General features: G+C 36.4%; 18 protein-coding genes and 2 tRNA genes. 12 read left to right on the top strand and 8 right to left on the bottom strand.

Annotation, left to right across the window (positions count from 1 at the left end; all coding sequences use genetic code 11):
- Window positions 1-2 precede the first annotated feature (2 nt).
- The gene (locus tag ACRD64_RS18505) at window positions 3-3,101 is read left to right on the top strand and encodes a response regulator (protein ID WP_430934949.1); all 3,099 of its coding nucleotides are present in this window, start codon (window positions 3-5) and stop codon (window positions 3,099-3,101) included.
- A gap of 224 nt (window positions 3,102-3,325) precedes the next feature.
- The gene (locus ACRD64_RS18500; protein ID WP_430934948.1) at window positions 3,326-4,345 is read left to right on the top strand and encodes a branched-chain amino acid aminotransferase; all 1,020 of its coding nucleotides are present in this window, start codon (window positions 3,326-3,328) and stop codon (window positions 4,343-4,345) included.
- 342 nt (window positions 4,346-4,687) lie between these two features.
- On the opposite strand, the gene ACRD64_RS18495 is transcribed toward ACRD64_RS18500, so the two are convergent.
- Window positions 4,688-5,542: a TraB/GumN family protein gene (locus ACRD64_RS18495; RefSeq protein ID WP_430934947.1), complete on the bottom strand. Its 855-nt coding sequence runs from the start codon at window positions 5,540-5,542 to the stop codon at window positions 4,688-4,690.
- 57 nt (window positions 5,543-5,599) lie between these two features.
- On the bottom strand, window positions 5,600-5,995 hold the full coding sequence (locus ACRD64_RS18490; RefSeq protein WP_430934946.1) for a hypothetical protein: 396 nt from the start codon (window positions 5,993-5,995) through the stop codon (window positions 5,600-5,602).
- An 84-nt stretch (window positions 5,996-6,079) separates the two neighbouring features.
- Between ACRD64_RS18490 and ACRD64_RS18485 the strand changes: the two genes are divergently transcribed.
- From ACRD64_RS18485 to ACRD64_RS18465, 5 genes are all read left to right on the top strand, one after another.
- A complete protein-coding gene (locus ACRD64_RS18485; RefSeq protein WP_430934945.1) occupies window positions 6,080-6,814 on the top strand; it encodes an SOS response-associated peptidase in 735 nt (244 codons plus the stop codon).
- A gap of 148 nt (window positions 6,815-6,962) precedes the next feature.
- The gene (locus ACRD64_RS18480; protein WP_430934944.1) at window positions 6,963-7,538 is read left to right on the top strand and encodes a hypothetical protein; all 576 of its coding nucleotides are present in this window, start codon (window positions 6,963-6,965) and stop codon (window positions 7,536-7,538) included.
- A 36-nt stretch (window positions 7,539-7,574) separates the two neighbouring features.
- On the top strand, window positions 7,575-7,928 hold the full coding sequence (locus ACRD64_RS18475) for a septal ring lytic transglycosylase RlpA family protein (protein WP_430934943.1): 354 nt from the start codon (window positions 7,575-7,577) through the stop codon (window positions 7,926-7,928).
- Between the two features lie 246 nt (window positions 7,929-8,174).
- Complete coding sequence (locus ACRD64_RS18470) at window positions 8,175-8,645, top strand: DUF6452 family protein (protein ID WP_430934942.1); 471 nt, start codon at window positions 8,175-8,177, stop codon at window positions 8,643-8,645.
- A complete protein-coding gene (locus ACRD64_RS18465; RefSeq protein WP_430934941.1) occupies window positions 8,623-9,369 on the top strand; it encodes a DUF6048 family protein in 747 nt (248 codons plus the stop codon). The genes ACRD64_RS18470 and ACRD64_RS18465 overlap by 23 nt, the downstream gene beginning before the upstream one ends.
- 410 nt (window positions 9,370-9,779) lie before the next feature.
- On the opposite strand, the gene metK is transcribed toward ACRD64_RS18465, so the two are convergent.
- Entirely contained in the window at window positions 9,780-11,030 is a 1,251-nt protein-coding gene (metK, locus tag ACRD64_RS18460) for a methionine adenosyltransferase (RefSeq protein ID WP_430934940.1), read from the bottom strand.
- 356 nt (window positions 11,031-11,386) lie between these two features.
- Between metK and ACRD64_RS18455 the strand changes: the two genes are divergently transcribed.
- The 4 genes from ACRD64_RS18455 to radC all read left to right on the top strand — a co-directional run bounded on the left by ACRD64_RS18455 (window position 11,387) and on the right by radC (window position 12,695).
- A tRNA-Glu gene (locus tag ACRD64_RS18455) sits at window positions 11,387-11,458 on the top strand.
- A gap of 35 nt (window positions 11,459-11,493) precedes the next feature.
- The gene (gene rpsT, locus ACRD64_RS18450) at window positions 11,494-11,745 is read left to right on the top strand and encodes a 30S ribosomal protein S20 (RefSeq protein ID WP_430934939.1); all 252 of its coding nucleotides are present in this window, start codon (window positions 11,494-11,496) and stop codon (window positions 11,743-11,745) included.
- 14 nt (window positions 11,746-11,759) lie between these two features.
- A tRNA-Glu gene (locus ACRD64_RS18445) sits at window positions 11,760-11,831 on the top strand.
- Window positions 11,832-11,999: 168 nt separating this feature from the next.
- Window positions 12,000-12,695, top strand: coding sequence for a RadC family protein (gene radC, locus ACRD64_RS18440; RefSeq protein ID WP_430934938.1), 696 nt, complete (start codon window positions 12,000-12,002; stop codon window positions 12,693-12,695).
- Window positions 12,696-12,700: 5 nt separating this feature from the next.
- Here the strand turns inward: radC and ACRD64_RS18435 are convergent, their stop codons facing one another.
- Genes ACRD64_RS18435 through ACRD64_RS18420 form a run of 4 tightly spaced genes read right to left on the bottom strand, consistent with a single transcriptional unit; the run spans window position 12,701 to window position 17,127 of the window.
- Window positions 12,701-13,615: a glycosyltransferase family 8 protein gene (locus tag ACRD64_RS18435; protein ID WP_430934937.1), complete on the bottom strand. Its 915-nt coding sequence runs from the start codon at window positions 13,613-13,615 to the stop codon at window positions 12,701-12,703.
- Between the two features lies 1 nt (window position 13,616).
- The gene (locus tag ACRD64_RS18430; protein WP_430934936.1) at window positions 13,617-14,705 is read right to left on the bottom strand and encodes a glycosyltransferase; all 1,089 of its coding nucleotides are present in this window, start codon (window positions 14,703-14,705) and stop codon (window positions 13,617-13,619) included.
- A gap of 10 nt (window positions 14,706-14,715) precedes the next feature.
- Entirely contained in the window at window positions 14,716-16,017 is a 1,302-nt protein-coding gene (locus tag ACRD64_RS18425) for an O-antigen translocase (protein WP_430934935.1), read from the bottom strand.
- 3 nt (window positions 16,018-16,020) lie between these two features.
- Entirely contained in the window at window positions 16,021-17,127 is a 1,107-nt protein-coding gene (locus tag ACRD64_RS18420) for a glycosyltransferase (RefSeq protein ID WP_430934934.1), read from the bottom strand.
- Window positions 17,128-17,244: 117 nt separating this feature from the next.
- On the opposite strand from ACRD64_RS18420, the gene ACRD64_RS18415 reads away from it, so the two are divergent.
- Window positions 17,245-18,459, top strand: coding sequence for an ATP-grasp domain-containing protein (locus tag ACRD64_RS18415; protein WP_430934933.1), 1,215 nt, complete (start codon window positions 17,245-17,247; stop codon window positions 18,457-18,459).
- On the opposite strand, the gene ACRD64_RS18410 is transcribed toward ACRD64_RS18415, so the two are convergent.
- The gene (locus ACRD64_RS18410; RefSeq protein ID WP_430934932.1) at window positions 18,460-19,536 is read right to left on the bottom strand and encodes an acyltransferase family protein; all 1,077 of its coding nucleotides are present in this window, start codon (window positions 19,534-19,536) and stop codon (window positions 18,460-18,462) included.
- Window positions 19,537-19,721 lie beyond the last annotated feature (185 nt).

Raw genomic sequence — 19,721 nt, 5'->3', positions numbered from 1 at the left:
TTGTGGGAAAGACTTCTAATTCGCAAAAAGGGCAATTGTATATTGGTGAGCCAATAATAGCAAAACTGTACCTTTTACTGGCTATTTTTCTGCTTACCATAGCGGCAATTTTGGTGATAGAAAACTATTTTGATAAAACATATATCCTTCGCTATCAGGAAGTAATTCATAATCAAGAGCAGAAGAAGAAAGTGGAAAAAGTGTTACAAAAAAACATTCTGAAACTTAACTTGCTTTTTAAAGATTACCCAAGCATTGATCACCCCCAAGAACTTGCCAATACGCAAAACAATATTACCAACCTCGTAACCGAATGTTTAAATATTGTCGAAATCCTCGACCGTGGCGGAACGTTAAATGAGGTTAAACCCGTTAATTTGCAAGATCAGGAGTTGGTAACGGAGGTTATTGTGCACAAGGTGGATGAATTTACAGGAACAATACCTGAGGTACGTGAACTTGCTCCCAAAGTCAATGACTTAAATGTGCTCGCCTCAAAAATATCGGCGATTATTTCGTCGTACTTGCAAAACGAAGATGCCGATAAGGAATTATATCTGAAAAATATTGGGTTTTTATTAAAGCAATCAGAAAGTCATTTTTCTCGTATCAACGAAATTGAGAACAAGATTTCGTACGATATTAATAAAAATGTTGCCGCGCTTAATAATGCGAGTATTAATATAATAAACAAGTATAATAACTTTAAATACCTGAGCCTTTTTGTTTTTACCTTAATAGCAGGAGTGATTACCTATTATCTGATTATTCAAATTAAAAATGTAATTATTAACAGAAAAAAGGCCGAAGAGAACAACGAAAAACTCCTACAGGCGGTAGAGCAAAGCCCTATCTCTATAATGATTACCGATACGAAAGGCAACGTGGAATATGTGAATAAAGGTTTTCAGGATATCACAGGTTTTGACAAGCATGAGGTATTGCATAACAATATTGACTTATTTCATAATAATAACAGTGGCACTCCACCTGCTTTCTGGCAGACGATACAGGAAGGAAGAACCTGGACAGGAGAAATCAATAACCGAAAAAAGAACGGTGAGGTTTATTGGGAAAAGGTTCTTGTGTCGCCTGTGCTGAGTAAGGCCAATACCATTTCGAGTTTCATCGCGATTAAGGAAGACATTACCGAAAAAAGAATATTGACGCATTCGTTGGAAGAATCGATTGAATCGATGAAAACAATTATTGAGAACCTTCCGGTGGGAATATTAATTGTTAACAGTAACAAGGAGATTATTCAGGTCAATGATACCGCTGCCAATATTATGGGATACAAAAAGCAGGAGGATGTAATCGAAGCCATGCAAGGGCTTGATTATGGGCAAGTGTTTATTACCCAGAAAGAAGAACATTTTTCGGATCCTTCTACGCGCGTGGTGGTTTCGATGCTTGAGGAACGATTAGAGGTGAAGCAAAATAATATATCCAGATCTATCCTTAAAAATATCATACCTATCCGCCTTAATAATGAGAACGTTTACCTGGAGGCATTTATGGATATCAGTGCGCAAAAAGAAGTTCAGAAGAAGGAAGCAGAGTCCAACAAGGCCAAATCGGAATTCCTGGCTAACATGAGTCACGAAATTCGCACGCCCATGAACGGTATTATTGGTGCAACCGAGTTGCTGGGCAACACAAAGATGACTAAGGAACAGAATAATGTTGTTTCAATTATTAGTCGTTCGTGCGAAAATTTATTGAATATCATCAACGACATCCTGGATTTTTCGAAGATAGAAGCCGGGAAAATGAAAATTGAGCCCTATCCTTTTAATATTCGCTCAACCATTGATTACCTGGTGGATCAAATGTCGTTTAAAACCAACGAAAAAGGCATCGAGCTGATTAGTAGTTTAGAGCAAACCATACCGAGTATATTAATTGGTGACGAAAGTCGTTTGATTCAGGTGCTGATTAACCTGTTGGGCAATGCAGTTAAATTTACCTCGGAAGGTGAGGTTGTGCTGAAAGTGGAAGTAAGCAAACAAATTGGGTCTCAAATCTCCCTTCATTTTATGGTAGAGGATTCCGGTATCGGAATCCCTAAAGATAAGCTGGAAAAAATATTTGAATCGTTTACGCAGGCGGATGGATCTACCACCCGAAAATTTGGGGGGACCGGATTGGGAACCAGTATTTCCAAAATGTTGATTGAACTGATGGGTGGAAAAATATGGGTGGAAAGCCCCAACCCAAATTTTGCCTGGAGCGAGGACAACCCGGGCTCGGTTTTCCATTTTATCGTTCCGTTGAAAATAGATAAAAATCAATCTCCCGAAGAGTTGCATGGCGAGAAATTTAAGAACATAAAAACCTTGGTTGTCGACAACCACAAAACCAATGTGTTGCTGTTGAAAAAAACTTTAAATAACTGGGGTATTGAGTCTGAAAGCTGTTTCGATGAAAAATCGGCGCTGGAAATCATTAAAAGTGAAAAAGATTTTGATCTGGTAATCATCGATTCCCATGTGTTTAGCAAAGTAGACGAGGGTTTTATCGATACCGTTAAAAAGGAGATTAACAAGGTTAAAATAATCCTGTTTACATCCAATCTTAAATGGAAAGAGAGTTATGACTTTAAAGGAGTTGACCATGTAATTCATAAGCCTATTAAACACACCCAATTGTTCACAACGATTGATTCCATGTTCTTTTCAAATGTTGACAATGAAGGGGAAAATAGTAAAAAACAAATCTCTTTTGAAGAAAGGATTAAGAACAAAATAATTTTATTGGTTGAGGACAATATCATCAATCAGCGTATCGCCGAAAAAATGTTGGATAGGATTGGTTTAAAAACAGCCATCGCCAACAACGGGAAAGAAGCAGTTGAGATGATTACCAGTGGCGAATATAGTTTCGACCTGATATTAATGGATGTTCAGATGCCTGTTTTGAACGGACTTGATGCCACGGCAGCCTTGCGGAGCAAGAATATTAATATCCCCATAATTGCCATGACTGCCAACGCCATGAAAGGTGATAGGGAGGTATGCATTGAGGCAGGTATGAACGACTATATAGGTAAGCCGGTGAAACTAGATGACCTGGCCAGTTTGATGGATAAGTGGATTTAAAAACCTGGTAAATCTACCAATATTATCAATTGCTATAATGTTTTTGTAATTAATGGCATAACAGTATGTAAGTGTTTTGCTGTTAGGTAATTGTTTTTCCATTTATTTGTTAGGGATGTATGGTAACATACTCAAAGTTGCTATCCGTCATGGAATAATTCATTTTATTGTTTTAGCTTTATGTCGGTAAAATAAATATTAGTTCATTATTTAATCATATTTTCATGAGCAAAATCGACTGGGCAAAATTATCGTTTAGTTATATTAAAACGGACTATAACGTACGTAGCTATTTTAAAGACGGCCAATGGAGCGAGTTAGAAGAGAGTACCTCGGAACAGCTTACCATTCATATGGCTGCCACTTGTGTTCATTACGGTCAGCAAGCTTTTGAAGGGCTTAAAGCATTTAAGGGAAAAGACGGCAAGGTCCGTATTTTCCGTATGGATGAAAATGCAAAGCGTCTACGTAGTTCTGCCGATGGTATTTTAATGCAGCCGGTGCCAACCGAACTTTTTCAGAAGGCTGTTGTACGTGCCGTCGAACTGAATATGGACTATGTTCCCCCCTACGAATCAGGAGCGGCCCTGTATATCCGTCCTTTGTTAATCGGTTCAGGGCCAAAGGTAGGGGTGTCGCCTTCCGAAGAATATACTTTTTTGGTTTTTGTAACACCGGTTGGGCCTTATTTTAAAGAAGGATTTAAACCTACCAAGCAAATGATTAGTCGCAAGTTCGACAGAGCTGCGCCGCAGGGAACAGGTAACTTAAAAGTTGGAGGAAATTATGCGGCAAGTATGCGTGCCGGAAAAGTTGCCCACGACGGGGGCTATTCTTCGGTGCTCTATTTAGACAGTAAAGAGAAGAAGTATATTGACGAGGCAGGCCCCGCGAACTTCTTCGCCATTAAAGGAAACACTTATGTTACCCCTTTATCTAATTCTATTTTGCCAAGCATTACCAACATGAGCTTGATTCAGCTGGCCCGGGACATGGGACTGGAAGTGGAAAGAAGGAAAGTGGAGATGAAGGAACTGGCCGAGTTTGATGAGGTAGGTGCTTGTGGTACCGCTGCCGTTATCAGCCCCATTGGGCAAATTGATGATATAGACGAAAACAAATCATACAAATTCGGTGATCCATCAGTTGCTGGCCCAATTAGTACCAAGTTGTATAACAAATTAAGAGGAATCCAATATGGCGAGGAACCGGATACGTACGGTTGGGTAACCGTACTGGAATAATACTGATAGATAATATTTTATAAGACAGGTTTCAAGGTGCTAAGCGATGGTGGGCTGTCAGGCAATATCTTTTAGTAAACCATGGTGGAGTAAGAATATATGCCGGTTGAGATGATCTTCCGGCATTTTTATTTCATTAGTTTTTTTATCCCAAAATTGTCATTAGGCTTTATTAGGCCGCATTATTTATGGAGGTGCGTGATGCGCATTTAAAATATCATAAAACTAGGTGTTACTGAAACGAGACTTAGCACCGCTCTGGTGAGTTGAAACAAGTTAGCGAAACGCCTTGTTTTGAAGTAGCATAACTGCCTAACAGGATTCCTAATGACAGATCTTGGTTTATTTTACTGCCTCAACGTTATATCCTTTTTTCTCCAATAAAGATAACCACCCGTTTTCACCGGCCAGGTGTCCGGCACCTACAGCAAAGAAGGTTGGCTTTTCTTTGGCAATTGAATCTAACTTACTAGCCCAGTCTTTATTTCTGCCGTGAATAAGTATCTCTTCATATTTTTCCATGCTCCACTCGCTTTCATCCATAAATTCAAGTAGGCCCTTTATATTTTCAGAATTATAGATTTTAACCAAAGTATTGAATTCATCCCTGGCTTTATCTTCTTGTTTTACGATGTCGGAAACCATCTTAAACTGCTCGGTCAACGGTATTTCGTTAAAAAAGCTCATTTGCTGTTCAAGGGATTCTAAGCCCAATACCTCCTTATCCTCTTCTTTTGCCATTTCTACAAAAACAGTCTCAAATGAAACTGGTTGGCATTGAAGAATAGAGATATAGCTCATAGATAGCAGTATAAGTGGTTTCATAACCTGAAGCTGTGCCATTCCTGTTCCAATTGTATTTTTAAATTTGTCGTCGAGGTAAGCATATTCCTCATCCGTAAGATAGTCCCTGGCAGTTTCCCCGTTTGTAAGCATGGACATACTCATCATTTTTTGCATCATTTGCGGATCGTCAAAGTCAACTTCCAGGTATACTTGTTGTGTCTCGGCAAAGCAGGCTTTAACCTTGCTCTTCATCGAGTAATCTTGCGGACAAATTAAATGAATGGTTCCGTAAATATAGGATGGCTCACTTAGTCCGTTTCCGGAAATTCTCCAAAGGAGTGAAGATTCTTGTGCATTTGTGGCAAGAAAAACAAATAGGCATAAAGCCGTTGAAAATAAAAAACTCTTCATTTGAGCAGGTTTTAAATTAATACTAGCCCAAATGTAATTAAAAATAAAGTAGGGGTGTTACTGTGAAATTGAACTGGCTCTTCTTTCTTCAACAATCATTAAAGCCTCTTCTCTGATGATATTGGGTAATTCGATTCTGCGCAGTTGCATGCTTTTCATCCAGTTGGCCACTTCACGTTCTTTTAGAGTATACAGGATGTCACGAAACTCTTCAATTTCGTTATCGGAATATTGATTTGCCGCCCTTTCTTTAAAGCGATCCAATTCCTCATCGTCGTAGTATTCGATTTTATCGCTGGAACTTAATAAACTGTCCGATTCGCAAACCTCATGGGCACCGCAACAATCTTCAGGAACCTCTTTCTGTTGTTCAACCACCTCCCCTGGCTTGGTTCGAGAGGCAAACCAGGCAAAAATCAACGCCACAATAATAAGCAGTACAATATAAATCATGGCACAAAATTAAAAAAAAGTGTTGTTTTAATGATCATATGCCCTTAATAAATCTTAACTTATGCGTGATTAATCAAATTTCCAATGTGTTTTACAGTTAAATATATCACCCAGAAAAAGCTTAAATATGCTAAGCGAAGAGGAGATAGCCCGGAAGAAATTGATCGGATCGAAAGGGATCTGAATGATCTTACACTCAACATGGAGGCTCAGGAAGCATCATCGGGGTTTGCCCATCCTCCCTTGCTTGTGTTCAGAAATGTAAATCCATTAACGCCAGAATTGTTCTATTGGGGCTTGGTTCCGTTTTGGGTGAAAGATGAGCAGCAAGCTACTCAAATACAAAATAAAACTTTAAATGCACGGGGAGAAACGATTTTTGAAAAACCTTCTTTTAGGAAGGCAGCGCAATTTCAGCGATGCTTAATTATGATAGATGGTTTCTACGATTATCATCATAGTAAAGGGAAGGCGTACCCCTATCTTTTGGAGTATGCGGATAAATCGCCAATGGTGTTGGCGGGTTTGTGGGATAGATGTAAAACAGTTGAAGGTGTGGTGTGGGAAACTGTAAGCATAGTTACGACGAAAGCGGAGGGTTTGGTAAAAGAAATACATAACAACCCTAAGCGGAAAGAATCGCGCACACCGGTGATCTTGCGTAAAAAAGACGAGCGAATCTGGTTGAGAGACAATTGTTCAGCCAATGAGTTGAGCCAGTTGATTAAAGAAGGTAACGGGCGTGATTTGATGGCCACACAGGTACCACCGCTAAACTCCAACTTCAAATCCAATACGCAAAAGAATACACTGTTTTAAAGTAAAAACAGGCATGAGCCGCATTGAATTAACATTTTGACAAAGTCAAATACAATCTTGGGATAATGCAGCTTCGTTAGGGTGAAAATAAATATCATCTTGTAAATTTTGATTTTGTATCTTTGGCGGCGTCTCAAACAAAATTATAATGAATATAGGATCAATTCAATTGGCCAGACTGCTTTTTATGTTGCTGCTATTTGCGTTTAGCAATAATATTTTTTCCAGGAAACTCCCTGGTTATATTGTAACGGAAAGCAATGATACGGTTTATGGAAAAGTAAAAGTAAGTGCGACCAATCCAAGAGTGGGAGGGTTTTCTTTAAATCAAATAAATTTAGAGACCTGTTACATGCAAGTTGCCTTTTGCGAACAAGGTGCCTCACGTTTTAAAACATATGAACCAAAGGAAATAAGGGAGTATGCATTTAAATTTGACGGGCGGGAATATTTCTTTTACAGATTCCAGATATTATATAACAGTATTGTTAAAGCTGAAGAAAATCGTTATGAACTACTTAACCTGGTGCAAAGAACGAAGACATTCTCAACCTATCGCAGTCTTCGGTATGTTATGGACCATAAGGATGAAAGTGCACATAACATCTACGTTAAAACAAACAATGTTGTTCCAAGCTACACGTATTATAAGCACCAAAATGGTTCTGAGCGAATTATCGATCACAAAACTCAATCAATAGAGAAAAAGTATCTAATTAAATAGCCAAGCATTAATTAATACCGACATTTATCTGCTTTTATGAAACGCTTAATAGTACTGTTCGTAATTATCTCTAGTGGATTGTTGCTTTCTGCCCAGCAAAAAGGAAAAGCATCGTATTACGCCGATGAGTTCGAAGGCCGCAAAACCGCAAGCGGTGAATTGTACAGACATCATTTAAAAACGGGAGCTCACAAAACGTTACCATTTGGTACCCTTGTCAAAGTCACCAATATCAGCAATAAAAAGACGGTAGTGGTTAAAATAAACGATAGAGGTCCTTTTGTTAATGGGCGTATTATTGACTTGTCCAAAAGTGCAGCGATACAACTTGGAGGTGTACGAGAAGGAATTTTTGAAGTAATGCTGGAAATAAAAAAGCCTGCCAGGTAATATTTCCGTAGCCCGTTTGCTTATCCAACCAATTTTGAAAGGAGGATTGCGGAAGCACGTCTGTTTGCTTCGTGGAAATTATCTATTATTTTTATTTAATGATATTAATGGTCAGCTCTTATATAAGGTAACATTTTATTTTAATTGATTCGGGTAGCTTGTTTGGAAGGATTATTGCGTAAGGGTTGTCCGTTTGCCTCTATTTTTACTAATATTGCATTCGCAATTTAATTAATATGATATTAAATGAAGGTATTTGTTCATGCGTTTGCGCTGATATTTATAATTTTAATATATGCTTGTGAAGATGAAAGTAGCGACTTCTGTTTATCGAACCAGCAATCCGTACAAGCCGGGTTTTATTCTTCATACCAATCCACAGATACGGATTCTTCGGTGAGCGATGTTGTAATATACAGCATTGGTGTGGATAGTATTCCCTATGATACGGTTACGGTAAGCGATGTGTATTTACCTTTAAATATGCATAAAGATACCTCCCGGTTTATCATCGAAATAAATGAATTAAAGGACACGGTTTCGTTTGTACACCAGAAAGAATTAAACTTTGTTTCGGGAGAGTGCGGCTTTGTTTTTTCTTTTTATCTGGATACCGTTTTATTCTCTGATGTTTCTTTTATTGATTCAGTAGCAATTGATTACGATGAGGTTATTTACAACGAAAATTTAGAGAATGTTAAGATATATCTGTACTAGTTTATTGCTTTTTGCCCTATCGTGGACTGCTTTCGGGCAAGATTATACACAGTCCGGAAGTGAGCGCGAGCGACAAAATATAGAAGGTAAGGAAGGAACTCCCCTAAAGAAGAAAGAGAAGATCCCTTATCCCGATAAGAAGAAGGGAACCGAATTGGGAATTGATATCTCAAGGTTTCTTATTCCTGTGTTCGATGAAGATAGATTTGCATTGGAGGCGGGTGTCAGATCAAATTTGGGTAAGCGTACTTTCTTTGCAGGTACTTTGGGTTCGGAAACTGTTTCGTTTGATGATAAGTCGTATACCTATGAGTCCACCGGTTTTTTTGTTCGGGCAGGTATCGATTACGATATTTTTGTTGTTGATGAAAAGGGTAATAATGACAATATTCTGATTGGATTGAGGTATGGATATGCCTTGCAAGAGCATGAAGCTGGTTCTTTAACCATCGACGAAGACTATTGGGGGGATTACACTTCTTCTATTTCCCCCTATACTTTAAATACGCACTGGGTTGAGGCAGTGTTTGGGTTGCGAAGCGAGGTGTTCAATAACTTTTATATGAGCTGGATGATTCGTATAAAGGCGAAAATAAGTTCTGGAAACAGTGAAATCCTTGAGGCGTATACCGTACCGGGTTTTGGTAACGGATCTAATGACTTTAACCTGGGTTTTTCGTATGTGCTGGGTTATCAGATACCCTGGGGAAACAAAAAAAAATAATCCCAAAGTTGTCATTAGAAAATACCTGATAAGTAATTCGACTAATAAAATCTGAATATTTCAGCAAAACTGAATTATAAGAATTTCTTAGTCGGGACTTCCCGGATACGTAAAAAGCCTGCTGTCGTTAGAAATTATTTTTAATTTAAACCCGCAATTTGCATTAGAAATTCTATTGCACATTGAAATTACTTTAAAACAAGACACTTCGTTGCATCACTTCAACTCACCGGAACGATGCTCCCTAAAGTAATCGGGACAAGTGATGCCTCGTTTCAGTAATGCCTTGTTTTATTGTACTTGCAGTGCTCATAACGAACCTCCAATACATAATCCGGGTTAAAACATAAAAAAAGAAAGGCTATCCGAATCATCGAATAGCCAGTATATATTTAGTGTTTAATCTACTATTAAATGCCGAAAGATTCTTTAATCTTATCTACATAATCAAGTTTTTCCCATGTGAAGAATTCAACCTCTTTCTCAATGTCCGAACCATTGTGTTTTACGGTCACGGTTTGGGTATATGGTTTTCTGCCTACGTGACCATATGCTGCAGTTGGTTCGAATATGGGGTTTTTAAGTCCAAATCTTTTTACGATGGCCGCTGGGCGCATATCAAAGATAGCATTGATTTTTTTGGCGATTTCACCGTCTGTTAAATCAACGTTTGAAGATCCGTAGGTGTTGATGTACAATCCTACCGGCTCTGCAACACCAATAGCATAAGCTACCTGAACTAAAACCTCTTCCGAAATGCCGGCAGCTACCATGTTTTTCGCAATATGACGAGTGGCATAAGCAGCAGACCTATCCACTTTGGAGCTGTCTTTTCCCGAGAAAGCACCGCCGCCATGTGCGCCTTTTCCCCCATAAGTATCTACAATAATTTTACGTCCTGTTAACCCGGTATCTCCATGAGGTCCTCCGATTACGAATTTGCCGGTTGGGTTAACGTGTAATATAAAATTGTCGTTTATTATATTTTGTGCGTCAATGTTAAGAGACTTTTTCACCCTTGGGATCAATATGTTCTTGACATCCTGTTTGATCTTTGCAAGCATGGCCGTTTCTTCATCAAAGTCATCGTGTTGGGTAGAGATGACAATCGTATGAACCCGCACAGGCTTGTTGTCGTCGCCGTATTCCATGGTTACTTGCGACTTGGAATCGGGACGTAAGTAAGTCATTTCTTTTCCTTCCCTGCGTATGGCAGCCAGTTCAATTAATAATTGATGAGAGAGCTGTAATGGAAACGGCATGTATTCTTCGGTTTCCTTACAGGCATAGCCAAACATCATTCCCTGGTCTCCCGCTCCCTGGTTTTCCTCCTCTGCTCTTTCAACACCACGGTTGATGTCCTCGCTCTGCTCGTGAATGGCCGATATTACGCCGCAAGAACCGGAATCGAACATATATTCCGACTTGGTATATCCGATCCGGTCAATGACCTGGCGGGCAATGTTTTGGGCTGGTACGTAACCTGTGGTTTTAACTTCGCCGCTTAAAACTACCAATCCTGTGGTAACCAATGTTTCCGCAGCTACCTTCGATTCAGAATCCTGACGTAAGAATTCATCTAACAATGCATCTGAAATTTGATCTGCTACTTTATCAGGATGGCCTTCGGAAACAGACTCTGATGTAAATAAATATCCCATTATATTTATAATTTATTTTTAAATAAAATGTTTGGATAGCTAAAAAAAGGAAAGGAATTATGCGTTTTAGCACTTTTTTAGAGTGGTTGCAATCAGTCAAATCCATCCACTATCCTTAAAATATGTAGCTGCAAATGTAAAGAAGTTTACGTTTATAATACAAAATAACTGTCATCTTTTTTCTTTCAGATAATAATATTGCGTTTTAATTAGGCGTTTGTAGGCATGCAGCTTGTTGTGTTTTAATGGAGTAGGAAAATATTTTTATTTTTTTTTAAAAAATATTTGGAGTGAATGCATTTTGATATATCTTTGCATCCGCATTTGGAAACAAAGAGACGTTCAAATGCTTTGATGCTCCGTTCGTCTAGGGGTTAGGACGCCAGGTTTTCATCCTGGTAACAGGGGTTCGATTCCCCTACGGAGTACATTTTGAAGATTCGATAATTTTAGGTTATATAAGATGGCAAATCATAAGTCGGCGTTAAAAAGAATTCGTCAAGCAGAGAAAAAAAGAGTGCACAATAAGTATTTTGCAAAAACAGCTCGTAATGCTGTAAAAAAGTTGCGTGATACAGGTGAAAAAGAAGCTGCTTCGGAAATGTTTCCAAAAGTTGCAGGAATGCTTGATAAATTGGCCAAAAGAAACATTATTCATAAGAATAAGGCGTCTAACTTAAAATCTAAGTTAGCCAAGCATATTAATAAGCTTTAATAAAAGCTTAGTTTGCTCCGTTCGTCTAGGGGTTAGGACGCCAGGTTTTCATCCTGGTAACAGGGGTTCGATTCCCCTACGGAGTACTCGAAAGAACCTTCATGCTTTTTCATGAAGGTTTTTTTGTATCCCATGGTTTGTTCGCAACAAGATATTTATTATCTTTTAGCTAAACGGGACTGGCCAGAGCAAATGTTTTAATTTGCACTGGTTATAAGGTTTCAGTTGGTTTTATAAAAGTATAATCGATGACCATGACTTACCAAAAACTAAGTATCAAAAATTGGGCAGTAGAAGATAGGCCCAGAGAAAAGTTACTTTCCAAAGGAATATCCAGTTTGTCCAACGCAGAATTAATCGCCATATTAATTGGGTCGGGCAATAGAAATGAGTCGGCCGTTGATGTCTCCAAACGGATTTTAAACGATGTAAACAATAATTTGAATGAGTTAGGAAAGCTAACCATCGACAAACTTAAGCGGGGCTATAGTGGGATTGGAGAAGCGAAGGCAATTTCCATTGTGGCTGCCATGGAACTCGGCAGGCGCCGAAAGCTAAGTGAAGCAAAAGAGAAGTGTAAAATAACGGCTAGTCGCGATATTTATGATTTAATGCACCCCATTTTGGCAGATTTGCCTCACGAAGAGTTTTGGGTTGTGCTTCTGAATCGTGCAAACAAAGTTCTCTCTACCCAAAAAATTAGCCAAGGGGGTATTTCCGGAACCGTAATCGATTCAAAACTGATTATGAAAGGCGCTATCGATCAGCTAGCATCATCTATCATATTATGTCATAATCATCCATCGGGCAATCTCAGGCCTAGCTCCCACGACGTATCAAACACTAAAAAGCTGGTTGAGGCAGGAAAGGTTATGGAAATCCCAATTCTTGACCATGTAATAGTCACCGATAACGGATATTATAGCTTTGCCGATGAGGGAGAGATTTAGAAAACTTATCTTATCCTTTGCAATGCACCTTTAATTTTAATAATTAAGTGGTAGGCACCTATATTTTTAAGTTTATTGCCAACTGATAAATGTTTTTTTATGTCTTCGTATATTATTGAAGTTTGGGTTAGATAGTATTGTTCGTCGTAAAACGGAGATGTTCTATAGTACGACCACCATATATCCGAAAATGCACAAGGCTCTTTCCAAGGTTTATTATAGATGTAATGGATGATTTTAGGAAAGTTAAGATTGTCTTGTTTAAGGTGGTTTGAGGTGTAATTGTAACTTGCATCTAAATAATAGACATCATCTTTAAATATGGTGTTAAGAATGTCCTGATCTGCATATCTAAACTTTTTATGGCTAAAGGTTTTAATTTGATCTGAAAATATTTTGTGGTGATTTATTTTTTTGTTGTTGAAAATCAATAAACCGGCATTGAAGTATTTATCGGGGTCAAAGCGGTTTTTCTTTAGAAAATATTTGTAATTGGGATTGATTTCGGTAAGGCTTTCTTTTACGGCAGCAAGTGAGTAGTTGTTGATGTTTGTTTGGTATAGTTCGGAAATATCATTTATGAAGATAGTGTCTGAATCACAATAAATCACTTTGTCATAATTGTGTAAATAATCAGGTATTGCAAGTCGAAAGTAAGTTTCAATCGAAAGGTCAGTTGTATGATGATCTATGAATGAATTTCCGAGGTCGATAAAATAAAAATTACAATTACCAAAGTGGCTTTTTAATAATAATATCTGATCTATACTGTGTTGGCTTAAGTTTTTTTTATTGTGCAGAATATATATATGCAAGTTTTTTCCTCCATTGGAATTTTTGAGCAAAGAATATATGCTAATTAAAGCTGGAAGTAAATAATTGTCGTCGAAACAAAATACTAAGGGGATATTATTTTTCATATTAAAGTAGTTGTTTTAGTAAAGTATCCCATTCGTGAGCTATGGAATCAGGATGGAGGTGAGAAACGCTACATGCGGCATTTTTCTTACACTTATTATAAAGTTCTTCGTCCTCATACATTCTGGTCATCGCTGCAGCCAGAGCATGGTAGTTGTGATTTTCGATTAACAGGCCGTTTTCTTCATTTTTTACGATTTCGCTGGGACCCGTTTGACAGTCAACGGAAACTACGGGTGTTCCTAATCGAAGGGCTTCCACCAAAACCCTAGGGAAACCTTCAAATCGACTTGTTAATACCAAAAATTTTGCATGAATTATTTTATCTACGATATCAATAGTGAAAGGATTTATTCTTACGAAATCAGAAATGCCTAATTTATCAATTTTGTCTTGTAGCATTTGTTTGTCTGGCCCTTTGCCAAATAACTCAAGTTTTACTTTTTTTCTCAATATTGAGTGGTTATAGGAATCTATAAGCAAGCTAATGTTTTTTATTTCGTCGTTAAGTTGACCGAGATAGAGGATATAATTAGTTTTTGATAGATTATTAACAAGAGGTGGTATTGTTGAGGTGGTTGAGGTGTTGTAAATTGTTTTGGTACGGCTAATGTTAAAGGTGTTTTGAATAATCGTTTCTATTGCTTTGGACACGCAAATTATAATTTCGGATTTCTTAACCATTAGTTCTGAGATCCATTTGTTTGGAGGGAAATAAAAATCAAGATTGTTACTGCGCACGATATAAATAATTCTATTGTTACGGTAAATAAAAAGTAAATAGAATAATTCTCGGAAAGAGTGTTGATGTGATCTGTTGTCTATAATAAAATCAAATTCATTTTCTTCAAGATAATTCCTAAAGAAACAAAAGCGCTTTATTTTTCCAAATATGCTGTCGTTTTCATCTTTTTGTAAACCGAGATTTATTAATTTACCAGAATAATTAAATACAATCCTATTTATAAGGGTAATGATGTGTACATCATACCCCTTGTTATATAACAACTCAGAAAGCACGGCAATTGACTTTTCAGCACCGCCATTGTCCAGACATGTAGCGACCAAACATACTTTAATCTTTTTGTCCATTAAGTGTTAATTATGTTTTACGACTTTTTCTTATCATTCTTTTGTAAATGGTTATTACAAATATAGAATATATAAATGTGTTTATTGTATAGATGACGGTGCTTCCAATAATTCCCATTTTGGGTATGACAAGATATGCGCTGCCGATAATAATTAAAGCCATTGTAAGTTCTACTATTATATACTCCTTGGTTTGCTCTCTCATCATAACAGTGATTGCAAAAAACCAATTGAAAATTCTAACAACATCCCCTATACATTGGAATATGAACAAATATCTCATATTCCGAAATTGTTCTGTAAAAAGAAGTGAGATTATTAAATCACGAAAAAAGTAAATAAGAAAGCTACCCAAGGCAACAAATGGAATGGTGACTAACAATGATTGTTTGATCTCTGAGTTAAGCTCTTTTGTGCTCATTGTTTTAGATATCTTAGGTAGGAAGTACAAGCTTAACATAGATATTATCAACGATATATAGGTGCTTGATATCTTGTTTATGCCATCCCACCATCCAGCTTGGTCTAGAGAGCAGTTCTCAACTATAACGTTTCTTATAGAAATACTTACTAACGGGGTTGTGCTAGATGCAACAAGTAACATAAGCCCAAATTTTATTAAGCGTGTACTGATTGTTTTAGAAAAGATTAATTTATGTATTGAAGGTAAGTAATCATGGATTTTTATTATAGTTATTAATGTAATTGTTAATGCGGCGATATATTGAGCCCATAATCCTCCGTTGACGCCATAAAAATAAATGGCAGGTAAAGTTATGATGGTTGAAATTATCGAAGCTGCGATATTTAAATGAATATATCTTTTATAATCCTGTATTCCGTTTGTGTATGCTAGTAAAAGGTTGTTTAACGCCATTGAAAAAATTAGGATGCCGGAGGCTCTTAATACTCCACTGTATTTAATGTCGTATAGAAATGAAATGGCTATTTTCTCCGAGAACAATAGTAGGGTACAAGAAGGAATTAATGTAAAAACTAGTGTTATTAAAAGGGCGTTATGAACAACAAGTTTTCTTTTGTTATATGAGTGTTCAAATTGTGCGGTTAGTTTGGTTACTCCATGCATAATTCCTCCATTTGCAATATTTGTCGAGAATTGTATTACGTTATAAAATTGGCTTAATAATGCCATGCCCGACGCTCCAACAAGTAAGGATGTTATTTTAATATTTAAAAGTCCCATTAAAAGTCGAACGATTACCTGTGTTGCGTTTTTAGAAGATACTTTTATTAGCTGGCTGTTTTTATATAAAAATAGCAGGTTATTTATTTTGGTTTTAAGTGTACTCATAACCTAATTTGTGGTTTCTATTTTCTCTTTCCAGAATTCAATATACCTGTTTGCAACGGTTTTAGAATCATGATGTTTTACAACAAAAGCTCTGTTTTTTATAGATATCTCTTTTAGCTTATCCTTGTTTTTTATTAAAAATTCAAAAGATTTGAGCATTTCATCTTCTGAAACGTTTATGTTTACTATTGGTTTGTTGTTTTGTTCCCCTAATGCCTTGTACATTTCTTCGTCAGCTCCTCCACAAACAATAAGCCCTTTAGCTTGTGCAATTAATCCGTTTAATCCAATCCCATAAGCATACATTTGATCACACAGCACGTGGGAACTATTTAATAAATTTTGATATTCGTTAAAAGGTACGGATTTAACAATTGTTAGTTCAACATCGTTCGGATATCTTCTTTTTAATTCTAATAATACTTTGTGGATTATATCCGTTCCTTTCCTTACAATTCGTCCTTCCATCATGCCTAAAAAGAATTTAATTTTCTGTGGATTATCGCCAATAGTACTAGTGTAAGTATATTTTGTAGTATCTATGGATAATGGAATGTAAGTTGTTTTTGAAGAAAAATAATCCGTATAGGATAAATAATATCCTATTGAAGAAGCAATAATCCCTTTGCTTTGAGATGCTATTTTATCGTTGAGCTTAAGTTCTGATTTGTATTTAATTAAATTTCTTAATTCCTTAATATGTGGGTCATTCTGGATCGACGGTATTTGAAATACGGAGTATTTTAATTTACCATCAAGTGCAAAGGAAATATAACGGGTGTCCATGCCGTGGGCTCCCAAAAAAATATTTTTGTTGAGTTGTTTTAAAAAGTTAAACGCAATGCGATTAAATGTCGCAGTCGCATTAAAAGGTTTTGGGCAGTTTAATTGAACTACATCATAACCTGATAAGTTCGGGATGTTTCGTAAAAGCTTAAGCAAATATAAAAAGCTATTTCTTTTTATGTCGCGAGATAAATCTATATCTCGCGGGTAGTTTTTCCATCCATCGCCATCAGAAGCTACCGTAACATCTACACCAAATTTACGCAAGCCAATGGCTAAATTTTGATGCATACCGCTGAATTCGCCCAATAATAATACCTTCATTCTTATTGTTTCAATTACAAGTCTAAATATATTAGTCAAATTTAATTATTGAAATGAGATCGACAATTTATTTATTCGTCATATATTTAATAGTACTTTTAAGATTTTAATAATCAAATGCAAAAGAAATGTAAGAGTATATTAGTGTTGCCAGCCCTATTTGATCATGTTGATTTGATAAAAGAAGCAAAGAGGAATGGTTATCAAGTAATTACATGCGATAATAATCCGTATAATGTAGGTCATCAATTTTCTGATAAGTTTGTAAATATTAGTTTGCTGGATCATGAAGGATTATTGCGCTTTGCAAAAGATAATAACATTGATGCTGTTGCAGCATATAGTACAGATATTGGAGCGATCTCAGCCTCATATATTGCCGAAAAAATGAACCTTGTCGGTAACGTTCTGGATTCGGTTGTAATCATGGCAAATAAGAGTAGGTTTAGAGCTTTTTTAAAGGAGAATGATTTTCTTGTTCCTTCATTTCAGGTAGTTGTGGGTTTTGAGGAAATTAATTTGGAAAACCTTCGATTTCCTTTAATTGTAAAACCTATCGATAGGTCTGGAAGTAAGGGGGTGCATGTCGTAAAGAATATTCAGGAACTTAAAAATAAAATCGGATCTGCATTAAGGTTTTCTATTGAGAAAAAGGTTATTGTGGAAGAGTTTATAGATACTGGGTTTAAACAAATTCATGGGGATGCTTTAGTTCAAAATGGGGAACTAAAGTTTTGTTGTTTGGGTGATCAGTATTTTGGAGAAGGACATTTGCATTTCGCTCCGGTTGCGACTACTTTTCCATCCTTTGCTCCAGATTACTTGTTGCGAAAAATTGAAGATGACCTACGCAGGTTTTTAAAACTAGTAGGCTATGCAAATGGGGGAATCAATATTGAAATTAGAATTGACAAGGAAGAGAAGGTGTATTTTATTGAACTTGCTCCAAGGTTCGGGGGTAACTATATTCCCAAAGTAATTAGTAGGGTTTGTAATTTGAATTTGATCAGGTATGCTTTTGATATTGCAGTAGGGAACAAGGTTGTTATTCCAAAATATAAGATTGATAAAAGAGTTTTTCAATTTATTCTAAGATCTAAAGAATGCGGTGTATTTAAATCTGTTTCTATTCAATCGAATAGTTTTTTTAATATTTTAAATGATTATCCAATAAAGAAGCCCGGTGAATCGATAAGTCATGACGATGTGGTAAGCAGTATTATTTCGGTGTACAACATCCAGGTTCGTGATTTGAGTGTTATTGATGACGTGATCTATGAAACTGAAAAGTATTTTAATATAGAGCTTACAATAGAGGAGAACAAATTGTAATCAATTACATGGTTCTGTTTTTTGCTTACTATAATATTTTCGAATCAAATTTTTAGATTTCAATTCAATATGTTTGTAAGTAAGGTAGCTTAAAATTATTGAGACAAATAGTAATAGGAGTACATCTAAAAAATGATTCAATAGAGGCATAGGGAATGCAATAAGATAATATCTTATGACTAATTGGTGAATCATGTAAAAGGCAAAGCTTATTTCTCCTAAAATCACAAATAATTTGCATTGCAGTAATTGAGATACTTTGCCCTGTTCTAGTGATGTGCTTAATATTATCAAGCATATTGGAACCATATAATAAATTGAGTTAACCACTAGGGTGGGGGTGTTGTTATGCAAAGCAAATAGAATGCAAAAAGATATTATTGATAAAAGTTCAAAAAGGGTTCCAAATTTAAGTTTAGTTTGTTTAAGCCGATTGTAAAACCCAAAAAGGAATATTCCCATAACAAAATCATAAAGTCTTATTATCGGATTAATATAAAAGAATTGGTGGTGCAGATTTGAAGGAACAAGTGTAAGTAAGATTAGTATCAAAATTGTTAGAGACACAGCTATGTATGTATTTAGTTTTAAGTTGTTTGGTTTAATCCGTAAAGAAAGAAGCGGGAAAAGGAAGTAAAAAAACATTTCGTCGGATAAACTCCAGGAGGGCATGTTGAACGAGAAATATACGCTTTTTTTTGGGATGAAACTTTGAGTTAGCGAAAGGTTAAAAAATCCTTTAGCAAGAAGATTTAGAATTTTTCCTTCGTATGTACGGAAAACGAATGGCAGGGAGATGATAAAAGTGAATATATGTAAAGGATAGATGCGGGAGATCCTTCCGATATAAAAAAAGGATCTTGATTGTAAACCGTTGGTAAACCTATTCTGATATCGGTAAGATAAAATGAAGCCGCTAAGTACAAAGAAAAAACTTACACCCAATGCCCCCTCTTTAAATATATTGTCAAATAACCAACTAGAAAAAGTATTCTCTTCTGTTCTTAAAAAGCTTAGGTGAGATAAAAACACCATAAAGGCAAATAAAAAGCGTATCGAAGTCAATGAGTTAATCATTAGAAATAATTCAGGAGTTAAGTTTTCTGTTCTTAATTGAGCTGGCCAAAAAAATCAATATCAATGGAATAAACGGGAAGGCAAACCTTGAACTGCCTCCATACGTGTCCATTGCCTGTAAAATGGAGCCGACGATAATAATGGCAACAAGGATGGTGTTGAAGTTGAACAACTTTTTGTGTTTT

Source organism: Saccharicrinis sp. 156, from assembly GCF_050589685.1.
Classification (GTDB): domain Bacteria; phylum Bacteroidota; class Bacteroidia; order Bacteroidales; family Marinilabiliaceae; genus Saccharicrinis.
Note: the sequence above shows the minus strand (reverse complement) of the source record. Positions and strands in the feature narration are given on the sequence as shown.